Raw genomic sequence first — 21,367 nt, forward strand, 5'->3', positions numbered from 1 at the left:
CATTTTCGTCACAAATTCGCTCATTCATGTAAAATAAATAAAAGACATCACTTGTCATAAGAAATACTTATTGAAAAAGATAATATTAATGTAATTTACTTATGAATATAAATACGTTATTATGGGTGGTGGAGAAAAGATGCTTTACATAGGCCTTTTCAAAAAGATATTTAGGGGGATCCGCAAATGGCACAAGGTAATTTACACAACAGCCGCGCATCATTCGAAGTTAATGGTAAAACTTACAATTACTATGACTTAGCTGCGATTGAAAAAGCTGGCGTTGCAAAAGTTTCAAACCTTCCTTACTCAATCAAAGTATTATTAGAATCAGTTTTACGTCAATATGATGCATACGTAATCAAAGAAGAGCACGTAAACGAATTAGCAAAATGGGGTAACGGTGCTGATCCAGAAGCTGAAGTACCATTCAAACCTTCTCGCGTAGTATTACAAGACTTTACTGGTGTACCAGTAGTAGTTGACCTTGCATCTCTTCGTTCAGCAATGAAAGAAATGGGCGGAGATCCAAACAAAATCAACCCTGCTATTCCAGTTGACCTTGTAATTGACCACTCAGTACAAGTTGACAAATACGGTAATGCATCTGCATTACAAGCTAACATGGACCTTGAATTCGAACGTAACGCTGAGCGTTATAACTTCTTAAAATGGGCTCAAACTGCTTACAATAACTTCCGTGCTGTACCTCCAGCAACAGGTATCGTTCACCAAGTAAACTTAGAGTATTTAGCTCCAGTTGTACACGTAAACGAAAATGCTGACGGTACATTCGAAACATTCCCTGACTCAGTAGTAGGTACTGACTCACATACAACAATGATCAACGGTATCGGCGTTCTTGGATGGGGTGTTGGTGGTATCGAAGCTGAAGCTGGTATGCTTGGTAAACCTTCATACTTCCCAATTCCAGAAGTTATCGGTGTTAAATTAGTTGGTGATCTTCCAAACGGAACGACTGCTACTGACTTAGCATTAAAAGTAACACAAGTTTTACGTCAACGCGGCGTAGTTGGTAAATTCGTTGAGTTCTTCGGACCTGGCGTATCTAAATTACCACTAGCTGACCGTGCAACAATCTCTAACATGGCTCCTGAATATGGTGCTACTTGTGGTTACTTCGCTATTGACGAAGAATCATTAAACTACATGCGTTTAACTGGTCGTGACGAAGAGCACATCGCGGTTGTTGAAGCTTACTTAAAAGCGAACCACATGTTCTTTGATCCAGCATTAGAGCCAGTTTACACTGACGTATTAGAAGTAAACTTAGCTGAAATCGAACCAAACCTTTCTGGTCCTAAACGTCCACAAGACTTAATTCCACTATCTCAAATGCGTTCTCGTTACAAAGAAGCAGTAGTGGCTCCACAAGGAACTCAAGGTTTCGGTTTAACTGAAGATGAATTCGAAAAAACTTCTGTAGCTAAATTTGCTGAAGGTGATGTAGAAATTCCAACAGGTGCTGTAGCAATCGCTGCTATCACTTCTTGTACAAATACATCTAACCCATACGTTTTAATCGCTGCTGGTTTAGTTGCGAAAAAAGCTGTAGAAAAAGGTCTAACTGTACCAAAATGGGTGAAAACTTCTTTAGCACCAGGTTCTAAAGTTGTAACTGGTTACCTTGAAGATTCAGGTTTACAAACATACCTTGACCAAATCGGTTTCAACACTGTAGGTTACGGTTGTACAACATGTATCGGTAACTCAGGTCCATTACTTCCTGAAATCGAAGAAGCTATCAAAGCGAACGACTTATTCGTAACGTCTGTTCTTTCTGGTAACCGTAACTTCGAAGGCCGTGTACACCCACTTGTAAAAGCGAACTACTTAGCTTCACCACCACTTGTTGTAGCTTACGCACTTGCTGGTACTGTGGATATCGACCTACAAAAAGATTCATTCGGTAAAGACAAAGATGGAAACGAAGTATTCTTCGCTGATATCTGGCCTTCAACTGAAGAAGTTAACGCTGTATTAGGTACTGTAGTTAACCGTGAATTATTCCAAAAAGAATACGAAACTGTATTCACAGCAAACGAAAAATGGAATGCAATTGAAACATCAACTGAGTCTCTATACACATTTGATGACAAATCAACTTACATCCAAAACCCACCATTCTTCCAAGGTCTTGCAAAAGAGCCAGAAGCTATCAAAGGCTTAGACGGCTTACGCATTATGGCGAAGTTCGGTGACTCAATTACAACTGACCATATTTCTCCAGCTGGTGCAATCGGTAAAGATACACCTGCAGGTAAATATTTAATCGAAAACGGTGTTGCAATCCGTGACTTCAACTCATACGGTTCTCGTCGTGGTAACCACGAAGTTATGATGCGTGGTACATTTGCAAACATCCGTATCCGTAACCAAGTAGCTCCTGGTACAGAAGGTGGTTTCACTACTTACTGGTAAACAGGCGAAGTAGAGTACATCTATGACGCATGTATGAAATACCAAGAGCAAGGTACTGGCTTAGTAGTACTTGCTGGTAACGACTATGGTATGGGTTCTTCTCGTGACTGGGCTGCGAAAGGTACATTCCTACTTGGCGTGAAAACTGTTATCGCACAATCTTACGAGCGTATCCACCGTTCAAACTTAGTAATGATGGGTGTTCTTCCTTTACAATACTTAAACGGCGAATCTGCTGATTCTCTAGGTTTAACTGGTAAAGAAGAAATCTCTGTAAACATTACTGACAATGTAAAACCACGTGATATCTTAACAGTTACTGCTAAATCTGAAGACGGTACAGTTAAAACTTTCCAAGCTTTAGCTCGTTTCGACTCAGAAGTAGAAGTAGACTACTACCGTCACGGTGGTATCCTACAAATGGTTCTTCGCGCGAAAGCTGCTGAATAATTATTTTAGTAAAACCGATCTCTTAGGAGGTCGGTTTTTTTTATTTTACATACTAATGAGAATGTCAATTGGATAGATATACGGTTCAGCAGGCTCCTGTATGTTTTTCCATTGTTCGATTCGAATGATAGGGAGTTCAACACCATTATAGTAACCAATATCAATTGTGCCTTCAGCCTCAATCCAGCTATCTTCTTGTAAGCTCGCAGCTTCGGGCATTTCCGTTAGAAATCCAATAATGCTTGCATCAGCAACACAATGCGTAATTAAAAATCGGGAAATGACGAATTGATTTTCTAGTAAATCAGTTTCTTTTAACACAAAACCACTTAGTCGTATTTTTTTGCCTTGATATTGTGATAAATTATTATTAATATCCTCGTAATATACTGAGAATATATAATTTGTCATCTCGACAATTGGATTTTGAGCCAGTTGTTGCTTTAAAAGGTCGTATTCTTTTTTTGACATTTCCTGTTTTTCTTCTAATAGTTTTGGATCAATAGGATGATCTATCAACAAACCATCGTTATTGACTTCGTTACGACTTGCCACTTCATCTTTTTTTGAGGCTTGAGATTGATTGGTCATCATTAGCGTCGCGCCTTTTTTTTGCGCTATGGATGCATCTAAAAATTTTGTAGGCAATGTAAATCCAGTAAACAATGGAACAACTAAAATGAGATACGATAATACTCTTTTCCAATTAAACGGTGGGTTGACTAAGTTATGTGCGCAACACTCGCATAACTCGTTATGATTGCGATGATTAGAAAAAGAGAAAATTCTTTTTAATTGGGCTACAAACAGTACTAAAAATATAATCGCTACGGTTTTACTTAACATCTCATATTTTGGGTTAATTAATTTCGTTATTTCACCAGTTGCATGTAAATTGAAAATCATAACAGAGAAAGCACATAAAATAACGGCCTTTACAGCTTGTTGCAAGTGAAATTTCATTAGTTGCCTCCTTAAAGAAAAGGTGCGATTAGCCATATTATAAAAAAGATAACGAGAAACACGATCGTTAGTACGGATAGGACAAATTTCAATCGAAAGACGCCCAACATCATAATCGTGTTTTTAAAATCAATCATAGGTCCAAAAATTAAGAAAGCAAGTATTGATGGCGTTGGAAAAATAGAGCTAAACGATGCACCTATAAAGGCGTCTGCTTCGGAACATAACGAAAGGATATAGGCTAACAGCATCATGACTAACATAGAAGATGTAAAATGATCGCCTATGTCTACAAGCGTTTTAGTAGATACAAAGGTTTGCACAAAAGCTGCTAAAAAAGCTCCTATGATTAAATATTTGCCCATATCAAAAAACTCATCAATCGAATGATTGACCATGTTTGAACATTTTTTAAAGAATGATAGTTTTGCTGTACCATGCTGGGCATGATTAGTTCGAATACCCTTTTTAAATTGTGTTCCAGTAAACAGCATACTAATAAGCAGTGCGACGATAATGGCTATGATAAAGCCTAATATCATGCGCAACCCTGCAATTTTTAGATCATTACCGAAAGCCATATATGTAGAAATAATGACAATAGGATTTATAAGAGGTCCCGTTAACATAAAACCCATTGCGGCATGGATAGGTACCCCCTTTGATACAAGTCTTCTTACAATGGGTACTATTCCGCACTCACAGGCGGGGAATAGTGCACCAACGACACAGCTCATGATAATTGCCAGAAATTTATTTTTTGGAATACACTTTTGAATATGTTGCTCCGTAATAAAAATTTGAATAAACCCAGCGATTAGAACCCCAATTAAAACAAATGGTAAAGCTTCTATTAAAATACTCAAAAATATAGTATTGAGATTTAATAGTGGCGTTGCGAAAGAAAAGAGCCAGGCACTACTAGGAAAAAAAGATGGGGTAAGAAACAAAATAATCATGAGCAACAGAAAAAATCGAGCATTTAATAATTGTTTGGAAAGTGGACGATTCACATTTGCCTCCTAATTCTTTGACTTAATCGGGTAGTAACGATTATTCGATAAATGATAATCGTTACGCTTTACAGTAAGTTATGTTTACATAGCTTTTAATATAACTCGTCATATAAAATAAATAGGACCTTCTTATATGGCTTCGCACAGTGAATGGACGAAAGCAATATAAGCTGATCCTATTTCGTAAAAAAGATTATTTAAATCCCATTAGTTCTTTTACTTTTAATGTATTTTGAGTAGATGTAAGCATTTCGAGTAAGTGAAAGGCGACATCGAACGCAGTGCCTGGATTTGAAGAGGTAATAATGTGTTCTGTGCGAACAATCCGTTCGTTGATAACTTCTACTCCATAGGATTGTAACTGACCTAATCGTTTACTTGTTGGGTGATTGTAAGTAGTTGCCATCTTATTTTGTAAAATGCCACTATGTCCTAAAGCGAGCGATGCTACACAAATCGTCGCAATGGGCTTTTTATGTTCGTTAAAATGGCGGATAACTTGTTGAAATGCTTCACTAAAAGCATCATCATAAAAACCCGCTTCTTCAAAACCTCCAGGAATGGCGAGTGCATCAAAGTCCTCGAGTGTAATTTCATGCAATAATTTTTCGGGCGTAACTTGAAAATTCCATGTACATTGTAATTTGTTATGTAATCCTACTGTAACAACCTCTGTTGTGCCATCTCCCTCCCATTTGTTCCAGCCTAGCACATCTGTAAAGACACTTGCTTCTACCGCTTCAAAGCCATTTGCTAAAAGTAGTAAGATTTTTTTCATATGGTTGATGCCTCCTTTATTGCTTTAATTGTAATAAATGGAGTAACTGAATAACAGAAGTTATATAATGTAATCAAGTCTATTTTCCTTATAACGAAAGGAATTAATTAAAAAACAATTAATAAAAAAAGGTGGATTCTAATGGACAATATCGATACAGAAATTTTACGCCAATTACAATTAAACGCGAAAATCTCAATGAAGGAGCTAGCGACAATCGTTCATTTATCTTCACCAGCTGTTATCGAACGCGTTAAAAAACTAGAAGAACAGGGCAGTATTGAAGGCTATACAACGAAAGTAAATCTTAAGAAAATGGATCGCTCCATTCAAGCGATTGTCTTGTTTAAGTCCATTGACTGTAAAAGCCTGTCAGACTTTTGTAATGCCCATCCAGATGTTTTGGCATGTTACAGAGTAGCTGGTGAAATTAGTTATATTGTTAAACTCGCAACTTACTCTGTCGAAACATTAGAGCAGTTTATTGATGCTGCAATGCCTTATGGTACACCCTCTACAAATATTGTGTTATCTTCAACAGAAAAAAAGATGGTTCTTCCTTTTTTTGATGAAAAATAATAATAATTCCCTAAAAAACAAACCTTTCGCTTCTGAGCACCGTTTATAGGGTACAGAAAGGGGCGCGAGACGTTGCAAGTAAAGGAACTAGAAGAAATAATGGAACAGCACACGGAACGACTTATTCGTCTTGCTTTTTATTATGTAAAGGACCTACAAGAAGCAGAGGATATTGTTCAGGATGTGTTTATTAAGTTCTATGACAATCGGCAAAAATATGAAGAACGTGGAGAATTAAAAGCTTATTTATCGAGGCTTGTCATGAACAAAAGTAAAGATTATTTACGTAGTTGGACTTATCGCAAAATTCAAGTGCAACAGAAAATTTTTGCCAAGCAGACAATCTCAAGAAGGGATATGCTCGTTCAGCAAGATGAACAAACGTTAATCGAAAATGCTATATTCTCACTACCATTAAAGCAACGAGAGGTACTAAGTTATTTTTACTTTGAAGACATGCCTGTTGCTGAAATTGCGAAGCTTCTAAGCATCCCTGACAGTACAGTGAAAACAAGGCTGCGCAGGGGACGTGAATTATTAAAGCCTAAGTTACAGCATATTGAATGGGAGGTGTTGCTGCATGAGTAAAGTGGATGTACGAGTAATAAGAGATTTAACAGAAAGTAAAAAACGTGTGATGACAAATGTAGTAAAGCAAATTGAACAACGTGCTATCCCGATGAAATCAAGACGCGGGCAGTATAGTATGTATACTGTAATCCTGACAATATGTATAGGGTTATTTATATACACACAAGTCAACAATGGGGACGAGTTATCAGCAAATGCTGTACCGATATTAGATGAAACATACTATGATATGATTTTCCAAGATGCAATTGAGGCAAATGAAAGCCAAGAATCTATTAATATGACTTTTCAATCATTATTCGAATTGGATGCTTATTATGTCTATGCAGAAAGTAAAAACATCAAATTTAGCGAAAAGGCAATTGCTAAGCACATGCAAGCGGAAAGAGAAAAATATGAAAAGTCATATAAAGAGAGTGCAGTATTTAAAGACGGTTTAACAAAACTCAATCTAACATTTGATGAATTTTTCGATAAATATCTGAAAGCAAATGCACTTAAATGGTTTGCCCAAGCAGAACTAATGAAGGAATATTATCAAAAATACGAAAATAGTTACCAAATGCAGGCTTACTTTGCAGTGAAAAAAGAAGCGATGGATTATTTCACTGCTAAATATGGTCAACAAATTGCTTATTTAGAGAACAAATATAACGTGTCTAAACCTAACATGTCTAAACAGTATAAATATGGTACAGTCGTTGCTATGGAGGAAGACCGATTTTTAGTTGTGACAGGGGCATTACAAGAGGAAATCGGGCATTTATCGAATGAAGAAATCATTACTAAACACACGAATGGAGTCTGGTTTCCACTTCAGGAAGTACAGGATAAAATTGCAATTGGACAAAGTGTAACTGTCACGTACAATTGGCAAGAACCATTAAATCAATATGATTTTGTTGCGGATTTGGAGAAGATTGAAATCTCAGACTAGCACCATTTGGAAACAGCTTATCATGATAAGCTGTTTTTTCTTGTATTTTTTGAAAACCCCTTGCTATGCGAGGGGTTCTAAAGAGCTTCTAGCTATGGACAAGAAAAAATCCCCAGCCGTACAATAAATTCAGGTCTGGTCAACCGACTTCGTACGAAAGGGATCCAAATGGATAATAAAAGTTTAGCACACACAACATGGAATTGTAAGTATCACATCGTCTTTGCGCCAAAATATAGAAGGCAGATTATTTATGGACAAATTAAAGTAGATGTAGGTAGAATTCTTCGCCAGTTATGTGAAAGAAAAGGAGTAGAAATTATAGAAGCAACAGCCTGTCCTGATCATATTCATATGTTGGTAAGTATTCCACCAAAATTAAGTGTTTCATCGTTTGTGGGTTATTTGAAAGGGAAAAGTAGTTTAATGATATTCGACCGACATGCGAACCTGAAATACAAATATGGAAACAGGAAGTTTTGGTGTCGCGGATATTATGTAGATACAGTAGGAAGAAACAGAAAAATCATTCAGGAATATATAAAAAATCAATTACAAGAGGATATTCTTGAGGATCAAATGAGCATGAAAGAATTCATTGATCCATTTACAGGAGAAGAAATAAAAGCAAAAAAGCGAAAATGATAAAACCACTTTAGTGGTAGCGTGAAAACGGAGTGCGGTTGGCGGACCTTTCAGTGTGTCTTTAGACATGGTAGTACCCCAGCGTTTCACGCGTAGAGCAAACCACCAGTTAGACTGGTGGTTCTGATTATGGATTAAGGTACAATTAATGTTATTAATTGTATGTATTCTAAACATAAGGAGAAATTACTACATATGATATTACATGAAACATTATTTAGTGAAGCGGATTTAAAATGTGAACTTCAAGCATTGCTAAATGACAGTAATGCTTGGCAACAAGTAGATCAAAATAAACTTATACAGTCTATGCTAGTGCATATTGGCTCAGTTGATAGTGAGCTACGAGACGGACTAATCTATGGTTGCTTTTATACAATGATTGTAGAACAAGATTTACTACATCCTGCATTATTAAACGACACTTTACAATACTGTGTAACGGACTTACTAGATAAAGGCATTGGAGAGAGCGAATCCGATTCAGTTTTTACAAGAACCTTTACAATGTTACTAGTTGCACTAATATTAGCAAAAGATAATGAGTCGGATTTTATTGAAGCGAACAAGATAGAAGAATTAACACATAAGTTGATCGCGTATTTATTAGCTGAAAAAGATGTAAGGGGATATGTGCCGGATAAAGGCTGGGCGCATAGTGTAGCACATGTCTCGGACGTAATAGATGAATTAGTGAAAAGCCCTAAATTCAATACAGCTTCTTTTCTAGATATTTTGCGTCCTTTATGGCAAATGATGTTACAAACAAATTATGCTTTTATTCATGATGAAGATGAAAGGTTGTTAGTACCTATATTCACTATGCTAGAACAAGGTTTGCAGGAGCAAGAAATTATTACATTATTAAGCGAAACTACGGAAATACTATCTGCTCAAAAGGCACAGCTTGATGTCTGGCACTATCGAATATTACGCTTTAACTGGAAATCATTTTTAAAAAGTTTTTATATTCAAACTGCAAACAGTCCTCAATATGTGGCCCTTCATCAAAGCATCGCGGATTGTCTGAAAGTTGACAAGTAATTGCCAGTTTGTTAAGGTGAGTCACAATAAAAGCATACAAATTCGTTGATGAGAAAGAGTAGTGTTACATTTTGCTCTACAGAGAGCTGACGTGTTGGTGGAAGTCGGTGTGCAAATGTTTCATGAAGATCCTCTCGGAGAAGATTAGTTAAATAAATTAAGCCAATTCGGGTGTCTACCGTTAAAGTGAACACGTATGATTGTACGTTGCTAAGTGCTATTGAGCGGGTTTCAATAGAATTAGGGTGGTATTCACGGTTAACCTCGTCCCTTACTTGGGACGGGGTTTTTGTATGCCTTTTATACACGACTGTATAGGAGGAATTTACATGCAAGTTGACAACAACAAAGAGACAACTGTAGAAAGGGAAACAAGAATTCATAAAATATGGGAGGAAGAACGAACGTTTCAAGCATCCATCAGTAATCGTTCTGCTAGTAAGCCCTTTGTATTTTACGAAGAACCACCTACAGCAATAACACATGTGTTAAAAGAGTCCATAGTAAAGGAGCATTATGTGTTAGCAAAAGAGAATGAATGTCGTGTCTTATACACATTTAACAGAAGACTTACTTCAGGAAGGTCAAATAAGAGAGTTAATACGTACCATTCAAGAAACCCGCAAAAAATGGCAGTTACCAGTTGAACAATATATCTCGCTTTCTATTTCTACAGATGCTGAAACAGTGAAAATCATCCAACAGTATACGGCATTATTAAAAGCTAATGTATGGTTAAATGACATTTTGTTCGGGGAAAGTGCAATTTGGAGAACATGTGATTCAGGCGAAATTGTTTGATAGGGAAATGGGGATTACGTTTATTTTCTAATTATATATAGTTTAAGAAAAGTCAATTAAAGGATGCGCTAAAACCTTTTAATCGACTTTTCTTACTATTTATATTTAGACATAATTACAAATTAAACAATGTTTTAGTACTAAGATATTTTCTTTATTTAAGAAAGCTTATTGTTTTCTTTAATGCCCACAACAGTAGAAAATGCCCCTATTAGAAAGAAGATTAAACCTTGAGAAAAACCTAAGACTATAAATATTCCACCGATAAATAGATAGCTTGCCTCAATAGGGTTTTTATAATTAATCCTTTCAAGATATCAGCTCCAGCAAACAATAAATTACTTTTAAAAATGTATATATTCTTTATTGTTAAATTATATTATATATCAATTCTGTTCACAAAATATTCAAAAAATAGACGCTTTTCATCTTGTAAAAGGCATTTTATACTAATTTGTAAAAATAATATTTATCTTCAAAGAGGGTGGGTAGAATGTCTTTAAAATTAATAAAAGTAGAAAATATAAGTAAGCTATTCAGAAAAGTGGTTCCCTAGTATAAGCGCTTTGATTGAACGACCTGCTTTTTTGATTAAGAACGCTAATTCTTTAATATTAGGTTCAAAAGAATATTTATTCACTATTTCTTTATTATTATTTTTTTAGACAATTTGATCAATAATTTCTACTTTAATACATGATAAAGGTGATTTTTATGGATAACTTAGGTAATACTTTTCGCAAGTTACGGTTACACAAAGGTTATAGTCTTAATAATACAGCAAAAGATATAATGTCTGTTTCTCATTTATCTAAATTTGAAAGAGATGAAACTGGCATAACTGTTTCTAAGTTATTATTGTTACTTAATCGAATTAATGTAAGTTTTGAAGAATTTATCTATATCAATAATGAATTTAAAGTAGAGCATTTTGAAGAATTAATTATAAACATGAAGGAATCTTATTTACGTGGAGATTTAAAGTTTTTGAATAAGTTAAGAAATGATGAAATTTTTAAATTTGAACTAACTAATGTATTGTCATATAAATTAAACAGCATCATGATCGAAGCAATTATTTCGGACCTTACTGCCAACAAAGTTAAACAAGAAAATTTAAAAATACTCGTTGATTATTTATGGCAAGTAGAGGTCTGGGGAGAATATGAAATAATTCTTTATGGAAATACGTTACATTTATTGGATATAGATGTTGTAATTATGCTATCATCAGAAGTCATTAAAAAGAGTATATATTTCAAAAACATGTTAAGTTACAAGCGTAATTTATTTGATATCTATTTTAATACTATTAGAACATGTCTGGAGCATAATAAGTTGAAAGAAACCGAAGCATACTTATATGAATTAAAAAATCAAAATATACCTGAAACCTTTATTTTAGAAAAAACAATTCTAAATTTTTACTTTGGTATATTTAAAATGCATACAAAATATAAACAAGGTCTTGAACTTGCTCAAGAATCAATATATATATTGCATAAGGTTGAATCCTTGAATCATGCTCTAAATTATGAAGAATACTTACAAACATATATAAAAAGGCTTAAAAAAGAATAATAATATAATAGCCAGCTATCAATAAAAAAACAGATAGCTGGATTTTTTTAAGAATGCCTTTCTTCTAAGATTTCCTTTTTATTTCGTAAAGATGGTAAGTAGAAAATCGTTACTAAAGCAATTAATATTAAATAGGATGCAATAATAAAACCTGTATTAATTATGCCGATACGATCAATAAAGTATCCGAAAAGTAGATAACCTGGCAAGCTTACTCCAGTGTAAACGAAGTGGTATAAGCTGTATACTCGTGAAAGATATTTCTCTTCTACATTGCTTTGTAAATACGTATTTATAAAAATTAAAAATAAACCTTGTGCAAATCCACCGAAAAGTAATCCTATTAACAATACCGCCAGTGGTAATTTCAATGAGAATAAAGCGATAATAATACCAAAGAATAGACTTGAAGCATAAAGCCCTATTTTAGGATTAATTCGTTTGTATAAGTAAGGCGATATGAAAGATCCTAAACCAATTCCAATCAAACTATATGTGGTAATTATATATAAATCTTCATGTGGTCGTTCCAATACTTCCACTAAATACGATATTAAATAAAGATCCACTGACGAACCAACTAACCATGCTGCACCAAATATTTGAAACAGCTTACTATATAATTTATTTATTTTAATATAAGCTAATCCAGCTTTTACGTCCTGTATAATAGTTTTTGGTTCGTTGGTTGATAAATTTTTGTGATATGGCTTTACTGCTAAAATCATAATCATCGAAATAATGTAAAATGAGCCAACGATAAGTAGCAAACTAGAATAACTCAATCCACTTTTAATCGACCACGCCCCCACGCTATAAGAACCTATTTTTGCAAAGAGCATTGTGATTTGGATATAACTATTTGCATTTGCTAAATATTCCTTCTTAACAATTTTGGGCAATAGAGAAGAATTGACCGGGATGTAAAATATATTACACAAGACAATGGCAAAGACAAATATATAAATGGTAGCAGGTGTTAAATGAATTGTGTTAATTAATGCTAGACATCCAACTAAAACAAATCGTATTATGTCAGTAAAACTCATGACCTTTTGAAGGTATTTTCTTTCAATAATTGCCCCCGCTGGCAAAGAAAATATTATTGCTGGAAGTGTAGAAAAAATAAAGAAAATTGAAAGTCCGATAGCGCGAATACCAAAATTGCCTAACATAGATAATAGAATTATAAATAACATAGCATCTGCAAATACACTAAAAAAACGAGAGAAAAACAGTAAAACAAAATTATGATTTTTAAACATAGTAGTCCCCCTAGGCAAATGATTACTGGTTGGTCATCTTTACTTTGTAAACTACTCACCACTCAGTTAAACATAACAATTCTTAACGCTTGAAGTGGACGTTTCTTGGGGATAGAGCATACTTGCAAGTGTGTCTTTACTTGCAGTGGTGTCTATTATTTCCTAAGCTATTCCGTAGTTCCTATGGTATCTATTTCTAGCTAAGCAAATGGCTTTCATTCTTAGACCTCAGTCAGAATATTGATACTTGCTTCTATATCGCATGATATGCATGACAAATAGGACAAGTCCATTCCAGAATTTCGACGGTTTCTTGCTGTCTTTGTATCCACATGCTGAACAGATTTGACTAGCTGAATTAAGTTAAGATAATCTGCTGTTTAATAATCTAACTTGTATACATTTCCTGTAGTTATATCTAATCCTAAGCCATTATTACTTCGCCAATCAATCGATGGACTATTTGTCATTGAATTGTTTATTTCTATCCAACTATTCACAAAAAGATGATGTCTATACCAAAACCTCCATAATTCAGGATGATTGATTAGTGTGTTTCTAAAAATCGTGTAAATTTCATTTACAGATTGCTCAAAGTTCTCTTTTCTAAAGTATCTTAGATTCTCAGCTTTCAAACGAGGTTCTCCATCCGAATTTAAATCTGCCATTACAAGACACAGTGGCTTTTTAGTTAACAGCAGCAATCGGAAAATACCGCTTCTTAACCTTATTAATGATGTAATGTGTTGAACTTCAATTGGTTTTGAATCTTCACCAGCTCCTGTATTTCCATCCAAATATAATAGAAATGAGCCTCCTTGTTTAAGTAAGCGAAGCAACTTTAAGCCACTTATATTTTCCTCTGCTATTATGTAACTTATATTATTCTCTTGCTTAATTTCATTCCACTTTGTTAATTCTAATTCACTATCATAAGATTCTCTGTCTACTGCAATATCCAATGAAAAATTGTTACCTTTATTCAAAGATTTTGTTAACTCAAGAGGCACATGACGGTAATGGCCAAAATGAAAAGTAGCAAAAATACCGCCTTTTTCAAAGCAAGAAATAATATTCTCCATACCTATTTTTTCCTTGAATCCCGAAAAAGCAAATGGCTCCTGTCTTAAGTAGTTTTGTACTTCATTATTAAAGCGATACTTTTCCCATACTTGTATTATTTTTAATTTATCATATTGTAATAAAGGTTGTAGTTCTTTTGATAAATTTACTAATGCTATAAAATTATCAAAATCAGAACCATATATCGATTCCTCACTTAATTTCAGCATACAATCATGTTGAATTTGATCTTCACTTTTTAACATGACTACTTTTCATCTCCATTTTTAGTTAATTCATCCAGTAAATATAATAAAATATGAAGAACCGAATCATATTGTTCAGGCTCACCACCTGATTGTCCTTCGACTATATCTACTGCTTTTATGGAAGGTACAATTTTAAAAATTTCCTGTATCATATTGATAACTTCTTGTAATTTTGGTCCTTCAATTTTTGGAAAATCTACTAAAGGGAAATCTCTAGGTTCTAATACATCAACATCGAATGAAACATACCCAATTATTTCATCGCCAGTATTTAATAATTCAGATACAATTGAATGAAGCTTATCTATATCAGTAAAATTGAGTTGAAAAAGTTTAGGATGATTATAATATTGCCCTAATGATCTAAGCCCTCTAACACCTATTTGAATGATTCCAGCAATCATTTCCTCTTGTAATAAAAAACGAACAAAATTGCTATGACAAATCTCTTTATCCATTTTTAAAATATCCGATCCGCAGTCATGATGAGCATCAAATTGAATAATAAGCATTCTTTTCAATAATATCTTTGTTAGATTTTTTACAAGAGTATATGTGATTGAATGATCTCCACCTACTACACAAAATTTTGTTTTTTGAGGTTCTATGTAGTTCAATACTTGAAATATTTGGTGATTAGTTTCTTCTAAACTATCGTTGACTATTGATAAATCACCATGATCGACTAACAAACAATTTTTCATCAAATATTTATCTCTTAAATAATCATAAATACCTGAAGTTTGTTCATTATATTCATCTAAATATATTGGAAGTCGTAGGCTCGATTCCCTTAAAGCAGCAGCAAAATTTTTCACTTTTGAATTACTTTTATTAGAACCTTTATTAAAAGGGATTCCAAATAAATGAACATTCCCTAATTTTTTTAATGGGTAGGAAAAGAAGGCTTTATCCGCGGCGGTAAAGAAATTCCTTTCTTCTTTATCTGTATTTTCTGTATGGCAAATTTCAGATTCCCAAAATAAGGAGTTGTTCTCGTTTGTTAAAAGAATTTTGGAATTACCATATCTTACTTTATATTTTTTATGAGTTATTTCCATATTCAACCCTCCTATATTTACTTATTTTTCTGAAAATTTTATATAGTATTAGCGCGGGTAATATCATAATAATTAATGTATTATTGAATGAACTATCGAATAGTAAAAATAAATATTGCCATGTGAGGTAGATTGATATAAGGATAGATAAAATAAATAGCAAATAAAAGAAAATAATAGAACCTTTTATATTTTTCAATAGTGGCAATAAATAATATCCGTCTAACGGTTTTAAAGGCAAAATATTAATTAAAATTGCCGGTATATGAATAACTGCAACTATTTTTATGAATAAGCTATAGTTTTGTAACAAAATCAGTATGGAAAGCGTTAGTTGCAATATGACCCCAGAGAGCGTTATAATGCAATTTTCAAAATTGCTTATTTTCCTTCCAAAACTGAAAGTAGTACAAGGGTTAACATTTTTAATATTTAGTATAATTCTTGTTTGCGTTGCTCCAAGAAGTTTTGCAGCAATAAAATGTCCAAATTCATGAACATATAGACTTAAATACGTATATAAATTAAAAACTATAAAGAATAAAAATAGATAAAATAATATCATTTTCCCCAACCTTCAAAGAAAATCATTTGTAATTTACTTTTCCTAATCAAAACTCAAACGTAAAGTAAAACACAAAGAGCGAATAATATTCGTTCTTTGTGTCTTAAAACTAGCATCGAATAACAGTAATTTTGTCACCGTTACGAACTTCTTCAAACTTTACTAATTCTTCTGAAGAAATAGGTTGTAAGTTGCTCATTTCTATACCCCTCCCTCTTATAATAATTTAAGTATATAGAGATAAGTCAGACTATTATAAAAATTATAATATTTTAAAATGAGATAATTACATGAAAAGAGGGGGTAGCTTCCTCTAAATGTAGAAAAATAATAAATACTAAGCTCTTATTAAAGCTGTTGAAGATACTTAAATTTAATAAAACTAAGTAAAATAAAAGAAATATTTTTTCATATATTAGAATTCACTAGATAAATACGCAAGATAATTTTAAAAAAATTGAGATGATTTTCACAAAGCTTACACCACATATGTAGATTTCTATGATTGTTAAAATAAACGTTTCAATTCAATATATAGATTTCGTCTTTGCGTTAGCTATATTTTTGTTATCACTCGCTACAGTTATTTTATTAATAATGTGAGCAAAAAGGGGCTATATAGAATAGCTATTACTTGGATTGGTTTGTAAATAAATATATTGTAAATTAAAGATTTTGAAACATTAAGACCACTCCACCGAGGCGGTCTTAATGAAACTTAAAGAAGTATAATAGGCGACTTGGAGCGACCAACATTATAAATATGAATAGCTTTATTAAAAGATTAGTTTATTATAACGTAATTCATAAAACGCAAAACGTTGATCAATCAAAGAACTCTAAATTATGTACTAGATTAAAGTAATCCACTCAGTAAATAAATAGCAGTTGCCCAAATAAAGATTGCTGAACATTTATTGAAGAAATTCATCAGCTTGCCGGAGCCATCAAGCTTTTTGAAAGAAGCACCGGCCAATGTTAGACCGAAAAACCACAACCACGAAATGAGCACACATGCAATAGTAAAGAGTACTTGTGCTGTGCCATTATATTTTAATGCGCTGGTGCCAATTACACCAATTGTATCTAAAATAGCATGTGGATTTAATAAGGATACGGACAGCGCGAATAAAACTTGTTTTTTAACGGGCAACGTTTCGCTCTTTTGACTAGTTGTCGAATCCGAGCGCCAAATGCTATAGCCCATATATAAAAGGAATACAATTCCGACGCCCATTAAGACAAGCCGTAGCCATTCAAATTGCAAAACAATAACGGATAAACCAAAAACAGCAAGCAAAATTAATAAAGTATCGCATAGTGCCGCTGTCATAGCAGCTGGTAGGGCTAATATTAAACGTTGTTGCGTAGCACCCTGTGAAAAAACGAAGACGTTTTGTACACCTAAAGGTAAAATAAGTCCAAATGCTAAAATCATACCATGCAGAAATGCCTCCAATGACAATCCCTCCTTTCCATTCACATTCTACCTGTGCTATAACTAAAAGAAAACGACCAATTGGATGGTATTTTACCCACCCAATTTACGAGGTGAACATATGAACTGGCAACCAACTCGACAAGGAAATCGTACATTACAACAACAAATTGTAACATGGATTACAGAGCGCATTGAACGAGGGGATTGGGTTGCAGGAACAAAGTTACCAACGCAAAGGCAACTCGCAATGCAATTAGGTGTTAACCGCAGTACAGTACAGCAAGCACTAGAGGAATTAAAGGCAGCGGGCATACTAGAAACGACGATAGGCTCAGGGATTTATGTTGCTAATACTTCTTGGCACACATTAATTAAACACAGACAACCGAATTGGCAGACGTACATAGAAACAAGTCTCCACAAACCAAATTATCATACGATTCAATTAATCAACGAATATGAGCAACGGGATAGTATCATTCGCTTAGGAACAGGAGAATTAGCACCAAGCTTATTACCTACTAGAGAAATAGAAGCATCCTTAAAGGAAATCTCTTTACTACCGAAAGTGTTAGGTTATTCATCTCCGCAAGGTAACAAGCAACTGCGGGAAGCAATTTGCCAATATGTACAAAAAAGAGGCATACAGGCACAACCCGAAAATGTCTGCATTGTTTCGGGTGGACTACAAGCATTACAGCTTATTGCAGTTGGTTTGCTAGAGCAAGGTTCCATCGTATTTCAGGAACAAACATCTTATTTAAATTCTGTTCATCCATTCCAATCTGTCGGGATGCAAATGGTGGCGATTGACCGAGATGAAGGGCTAGCTCAAACATTAGCGCACAAGAAAAGAAAAAGGCAGGCTGTCTTTTATGCTGTTCCTACGCTAAATAATCCAACTGGAGGCGTATGGACATCATTAGAAAAAAAGCAACTCTACGAGGCTTGTAAACAATGCCGCATTCCCATTATTGAAGATGATGTCTATCATGAATTACTTTTCAATGAAGAATCCCCATCTATAAAATCACTGGATGATAGCGGACAAGTTTTATATATCGGCAGTGTTTCCAAAACACTTAGTCCTGGACTGCGCATTGGTTGGTTAATCGGGCCAACAACTGTGATTGAACGCTTAGCGGATATTAAAATGCAAACAGACTATGGATCAAGTGCAATCTCGCAAGAAATCGTTTTGCATTGGCTCCAATCAGGAAAGTACGAACGCCATATTGAAAGCTTACGACAAACGCTTCAGCAGCGGGCAAACTTTGTTGAACAGTTATTACATGAAAAACTGTAGGCCATTGCGAGTTGGGAACAATCAAAAGGTGGATTTTATATATGGCTAAAATTTCACGCACCAATCGTGGATAAAGCATTTTTTATAAAGTTATTGCAGTACAATGTTCTGATTAACCCAGGTTATATTTATGATGCGCAAGATACACAGCATATTCGACTTTCATATGCGTATGCAACACCAGAAGAATTGCAATATGGAATAGAGATGTTGGTTCAAGTAGCTAAGTCGCATTCGAAAAACGGGGAGTAATTTACTAAATTTGTTAGTTGAAACAAGAAAAAGCGTTTTGCATTGATAAAATAACAATGCAAAACACTTTCAATTATAATCAACCACTTTGGATAGACATCTGCTACTCTAGTAAATTATCTGTTATCCATAAATAACCTAAAATAGATAGAATACCAGTTATGATAAAATACAAAGTTGCAGGAATAGCTCTTTTTTGTGGAGTGTCGTATTTACGATTCAAAAAATATTCAAAAGAAAAGATGTTTAACACCATTAGAATAAAAAGTATGACAGTAGGGTACATAGCTTGTGTGGTATGATACATGGTTAAACATGTAAATATAAAAATAGTTGAGAAATTAACGGAAATTTGGTGTTTTTTATAAAAAGATTTTAGTTTGGGCATGCCAGCGAACCTAGGTAGTAAGCCGTTGAAAGGGTTTAAAAATAGATTTCATATTAAATCCTCCTTAAAATTGAATAATATATAATTAATATTATAAAAATTTAGCTTGAAATCAATTTTTTATTAATTTTTTCGTGTTTGAGGCAGGGACAAAAAACTAATGGATAATGTAAGTGCTGCTGTAAAACATTATAAGTAATCAGGCGTCAGAAATCATTATAATGCAACATGTAAATTTTTAATAAAATTACATTTTTACAAAAATACTTCTATACTTGATATAATTTACGTTATTTGTCATGATATACAAATGATAGAATAATTATTGCCGTTTTTTGAGAGTTAACACCGTCGAGTGTATAAATGGTATTGATTTTGACGTTTGGAAATGTTAATTTGTACTTGCTCGGGCATATCTTTATTTTTATAGAGAGGAGAGGTTATTTTGATGAAACTAATCATTAAAATACTAATAACGTTGTTGGGTGCAGTGTTAATATTTACAGACCTAAAAGAAAATAACACATGGTTACTTATTTTTTGTATTGCAGTCGCGTTATATATGACCTTCGAAGGGTTTTTTTACAAAAAGAAAAATCCCCAATAATGCCAAGAAGTGTTAATAATGAAATTAATAAAAAAAGGTATAGGATATACAGTAATTACGTCTATGTTGTTTGCAGGAGTTACTTTACCATTCGATAGCTAGTGATAAGATACGTATGTAAATAAAAAAAGCCCTATATAGGCTTTTTTATTTACAATTTAGTTTTCACAGCAACTAACCACCCATCTAATTGACCATTTACATGGGTAGGATACATTGTTGTAACGGAAGTCTCTGATATAAACTGTCCATGAAGCAAGTTACGTATTTTACCTATTGATTTTCTTACTTTTGGATCAAATCGCCAATACCCTGAATAACCAGGTTCTATTGTCATAGTGTGTGAAGAGTTAATACTTCTAGATCTTGAAAAAGTATATGAAACTCCATTCTCTATTGATTGAAGTTGCAAATGAGTAAGGCTCGTACTAGTAGAAAAAGTTTCTGTATATTCGTAAGAGAGAGTAAAAGTATCAGAACCAGGTCCTGGATTTTCTTGAATTATACTAGCGCGTTTTCCAAATATCCTTGTTTCGTAGTTACTAAATTCATTGTAAATATGGCTCCAAGCAACAGCGAAAGGAGAAATTTTCGGAATAGGTTCTTCTTGCGTATTCGAGAATTCATTTTTATCATTTTCTTCCATTATAATAAACTCTTCAACAGAAATAGATTCAACTACTTTTCCGCCTTCAACCCTGTATATCTCGTCGATATAACCATTTTCTCTTATATCAAAGTATTTAAGGGTTTCCATATCATATAAAATATTTGGGTTTGTAGTTTGACGCATATTTTGTAATGGACTATCGTTCCCTGAAGCTGAGACAGTAAGTGCTGTAGTAGAAAATACTGCAAAAGCTAGTAATAAGGTCAAAATAGTAGATTTCATATATTTTCCTCCCTTAAATTAATTAATAGATAAATAATTTTAAGAAAAATCAGAGTAATTTCAACTTTTTTTTTTTGAATATTTCGTGTATATTGTTTTTAAAAAAGTAAAAATAATATACACTTTTCTAAAAATTGAAAGGGAGGATACTATGGAAGACAAAATTGTAGGTTGCCTGTTTTTAATTATTGCAGCTATTTTAATTTCAACTCAGTATATTGTTACGGCTATCAGTGTCTCAAATTTAACGTATGTAGGTCAGGAAACTTTCTATAATTCTTTTTTTGATTCTGGCTATGTATTATTTCTTTTCAGTATCGTTTTCTTTATCTTAGGTATTCTGTTATTGGTTAGAGGGTTTACTTTGCATAAAATCAATGAAAAATAGTGTATATAAATAAAACCCCAATGGTAATCAAAACCATTGGGGTT

The 21,367-nt window shown here is 33.6% G+C and carries 16 protein-coding genes, 2 pseudogenes and 1 other annotated feature; of the genes and pseudogenes, 10 read left to right on the forward strand and 8 right to left on the reverse strand.

Annotation, left to right across the window (positions count from 1 at the left end; genetic code table 11):
- Nucleotides 1–186 precede the first annotated feature (186 nt).
- Nucleotides 187–2,892 (forward strand): annotated as a pseudogene (gene acnA / locus LO754_RS10175) (aconitate hydratase AcnA).
- Nucleotides 2,893–2,937: 45 nt separating this feature from the next.
- Here acnA and LO754_RS10180 read toward each other — a convergent pair.
- The 3 genes from LO754_RS10180 to LO754_RS10190 form a co-directional block, all read right to left on the reverse strand.
- Nucleotides 2,938–3,855 (reverse strand): TIGR03943 family putative permease subunit, encoded by a 918-nt coding sequence (locus LO754_RS10180; protein WP_231786169.1) that lies wholly within the window; start codon nucleotides 3,853–3,855, stop codon nucleotides 2,938–2,940.
- A gap of 11 nt (nucleotides 3,856–3,866) precedes the next feature.
- Nucleotides 3,867–4,868 (reverse strand): permease, encoded by a 1,002-nt coding sequence (locus LO754_RS10185; protein WP_024361825.1) that lies wholly within the window; start codon nucleotides 4,866–4,868, stop codon nucleotides 3,867–3,869.
- Nucleotides 4,869–5,064: 196 nt separating this feature from the next.
- Nucleotides 5,065–5,649: a DJ-1/PfpI family protein gene (locus LO754_RS10190; protein WP_231786170.1), complete on the reverse strand. Its 585-nt coding sequence runs from the start codon at nucleotides 5,647–5,649 to the stop codon at nucleotides 5,065–5,067.
- 141 nt (nucleotides 5,650–5,790) lie between these two features.
- Here LO754_RS10190 and LO754_RS10195 point away from each other — a divergent pair, with 141 nt between their 5' ends.
- The 7 genes from LO754_RS10195 to LO754_RS10225 all read left to right on the forward strand — a co-directional run bounded on the left by LO754_RS10195 (nucleotide 5,791) and on the right by LO754_RS10225 (nucleotide 11,827).
- Nucleotides 5,791–6,228 (forward strand): Lrp/AsnC family transcriptional regulator, encoded by a 438-nt coding sequence (locus LO754_RS10195; protein ID WP_231786171.1) that lies wholly within the window; start codon nucleotides 5,791–5,793, stop codon nucleotides 6,226–6,228.
- Nucleotides 6,229–6,300: 72 nt separating this feature from the next.
- Nucleotides 6,301–6,816, forward strand: coding sequence for a sigma-70 family RNA polymerase sigma factor (locus LO754_RS10200; protein WP_024361822.1), 516 nt, complete (start codon nucleotides 6,301–6,303; stop codon nucleotides 6,814–6,816).
- Complete coding sequence (locus tag LO754_RS10205) at nucleotides 6,809–7,756, forward strand: DUF3221 domain-containing protein (protein ID WP_024361821.1); 948 nt, start codon at nucleotides 6,809–6,811, stop codon at nucleotides 7,754–7,756. Before LO754_RS10200 ends, LO754_RS10205 begins: the two co-directional genes overlap by 8 nt.
- A gap of 168 nt (nucleotides 7,757–7,924) precedes the next feature.
- Complete coding sequence (tnpA, locus tag LO754_RS10210) at nucleotides 7,925–8,401, forward strand: IS200/IS605 family transposase (RefSeq protein ID WP_024364892.1); 477 nt, start codon at nucleotides 7,925–7,927, stop codon at nucleotides 8,399–8,401.
- Nucleotides 8,402–8,596: 195 nt separating this feature from the next.
- A complete protein-coding gene (locus tag LO754_RS10215; protein ID WP_231786172.1) occupies nucleotides 8,597–9,445 on the forward strand; it encodes a DUF2785 domain-containing protein in 849 nt (282 codons plus the stop codon).
- Nucleotides 9,446–9,481: 36 nt separating this feature from the next.
- Nucleotides 9,482–9,720: a binding site (T-box leader), on the forward strand.
- A gap of 268 nt (nucleotides 9,721–9,988) precedes the next feature.
- Nucleotides 9,989–10,246 carry a DUF5915 domain-containing protein gene (locus LO754_RS10220; RefSeq protein WP_231786173.1) on the forward strand — a complete coding sequence of 86 codons (258 nt, stop codon included), beginning with the start codon at nucleotides 9,989–9,991 and terminating at the stop codon, nucleotides 10,244–10,246.
- 714 nt (nucleotides 10,247–10,960) lie between these two features.
- The gene (locus tag LO754_RS10225) at nucleotides 10,961–11,827 is read left to right on the forward strand and encodes a helix-turn-helix domain-containing protein (protein ID WP_229389640.1); all 867 of its coding nucleotides are present in this window, start codon (nucleotides 10,961–10,963) and stop codon (nucleotides 11,825–11,827) included.
- Nucleotides 11,828–11,874: 47 nt separating this feature from the next.
- On the opposite strand, the gene LO754_RS10230 is transcribed toward LO754_RS10225, so the two are convergent.
- The 4 genes from LO754_RS10230 to LO754_RS10245 all read right to left on the reverse strand — a co-directional run bounded on the left by LO754_RS10230 (nucleotide 11,875) and on the right by LO754_RS10245 (nucleotide 17,508).
- Nucleotides 11,875–13,092, reverse strand: coding sequence for an MFS transporter (locus tag LO754_RS10230; protein ID WP_231786174.1), 1,218 nt, complete (start codon nucleotides 13,090–13,092; stop codon nucleotides 11,875–11,877).
- Between the two features lie 380 nt (nucleotides 13,093–13,472).
- The gene (locus LO754_RS10235) at nucleotides 13,473–14,420 is read right to left on the reverse strand and encodes a hypothetical protein (protein WP_231786175.1); all 948 of its coding nucleotides are present in this window, start codon (nucleotides 14,418–14,420) and stop codon (nucleotides 13,473–13,475) included.
- A gap of 2 nt (nucleotides 14,421–14,422) precedes the next feature.
- Nucleotides 14,423–15,484 carry an arginase family protein gene (locus LO754_RS10240; RefSeq protein WP_024361814.1) on the reverse strand — a complete coding sequence of 354 codons (1,062 nt, stop codon included), beginning with the start codon at nucleotides 15,482–15,484 and terminating at the stop codon, nucleotides 14,423–14,425.
- 1,421 nt (nucleotides 15,485–16,905) lie between these two features.
- Nucleotides 16,906–17,508 carry a LysE/ArgO family amino acid transporter gene (locus LO754_RS10245; protein ID WP_229389642.1) on the reverse strand — a complete coding sequence of 201 codons (603 nt, stop codon included), beginning with the start codon at nucleotides 17,506–17,508 and terminating at the stop codon, nucleotides 16,906–16,908.
- Between the two features lie 100 nt (nucleotides 17,509–17,608).
- On the opposite strand from LO754_RS10245, the pseudogene LO754_RS10250 reads away from it, so the two are divergent.
- Nucleotides 17,609–19,048, forward strand: a pseudogene (locus LO754_RS10250) (aminotransferase-like domain-containing protein).
- Nucleotides 19,049–20,194: 1,146 nt separating this feature from the next.
- Here the strand turns inward: LO754_RS10250 and LO754_RS10255 are convergent.
- Complete coding sequence (locus LO754_RS10255; protein WP_025219447.1) at nucleotides 20,195–20,935, reverse strand: hypothetical protein; 741 nt, start codon at nucleotides 20,933–20,935, stop codon at nucleotides 20,195–20,197.
- A 151-nt stretch (nucleotides 20,936–21,086) separates the two neighbouring features.
- Here LO754_RS10255 and LO754_RS10260 point away from each other — a divergent pair, with 151 nt between their 5' ends.
- Complete coding sequence (locus LO754_RS10260) at nucleotides 21,087–21,323, forward strand: hypothetical protein (RefSeq protein ID WP_229389646.1); 237 nt, start codon at nucleotides 21,087–21,089, stop codon at nucleotides 21,321–21,323.
- Nucleotides 21,324–21,367: the final 44 nt, after the last annotated feature.

The sequence above is a fragment of the Lysinibacillus sp. GJ-1 genome, from assembly GCF_021166035.1.
Classification (GTDB): Bacteria; Bacillota; Bacilli; order Bacillales_A; family Planococcaceae; genus Lysinibacillus; species Lysinibacillus sphaericus.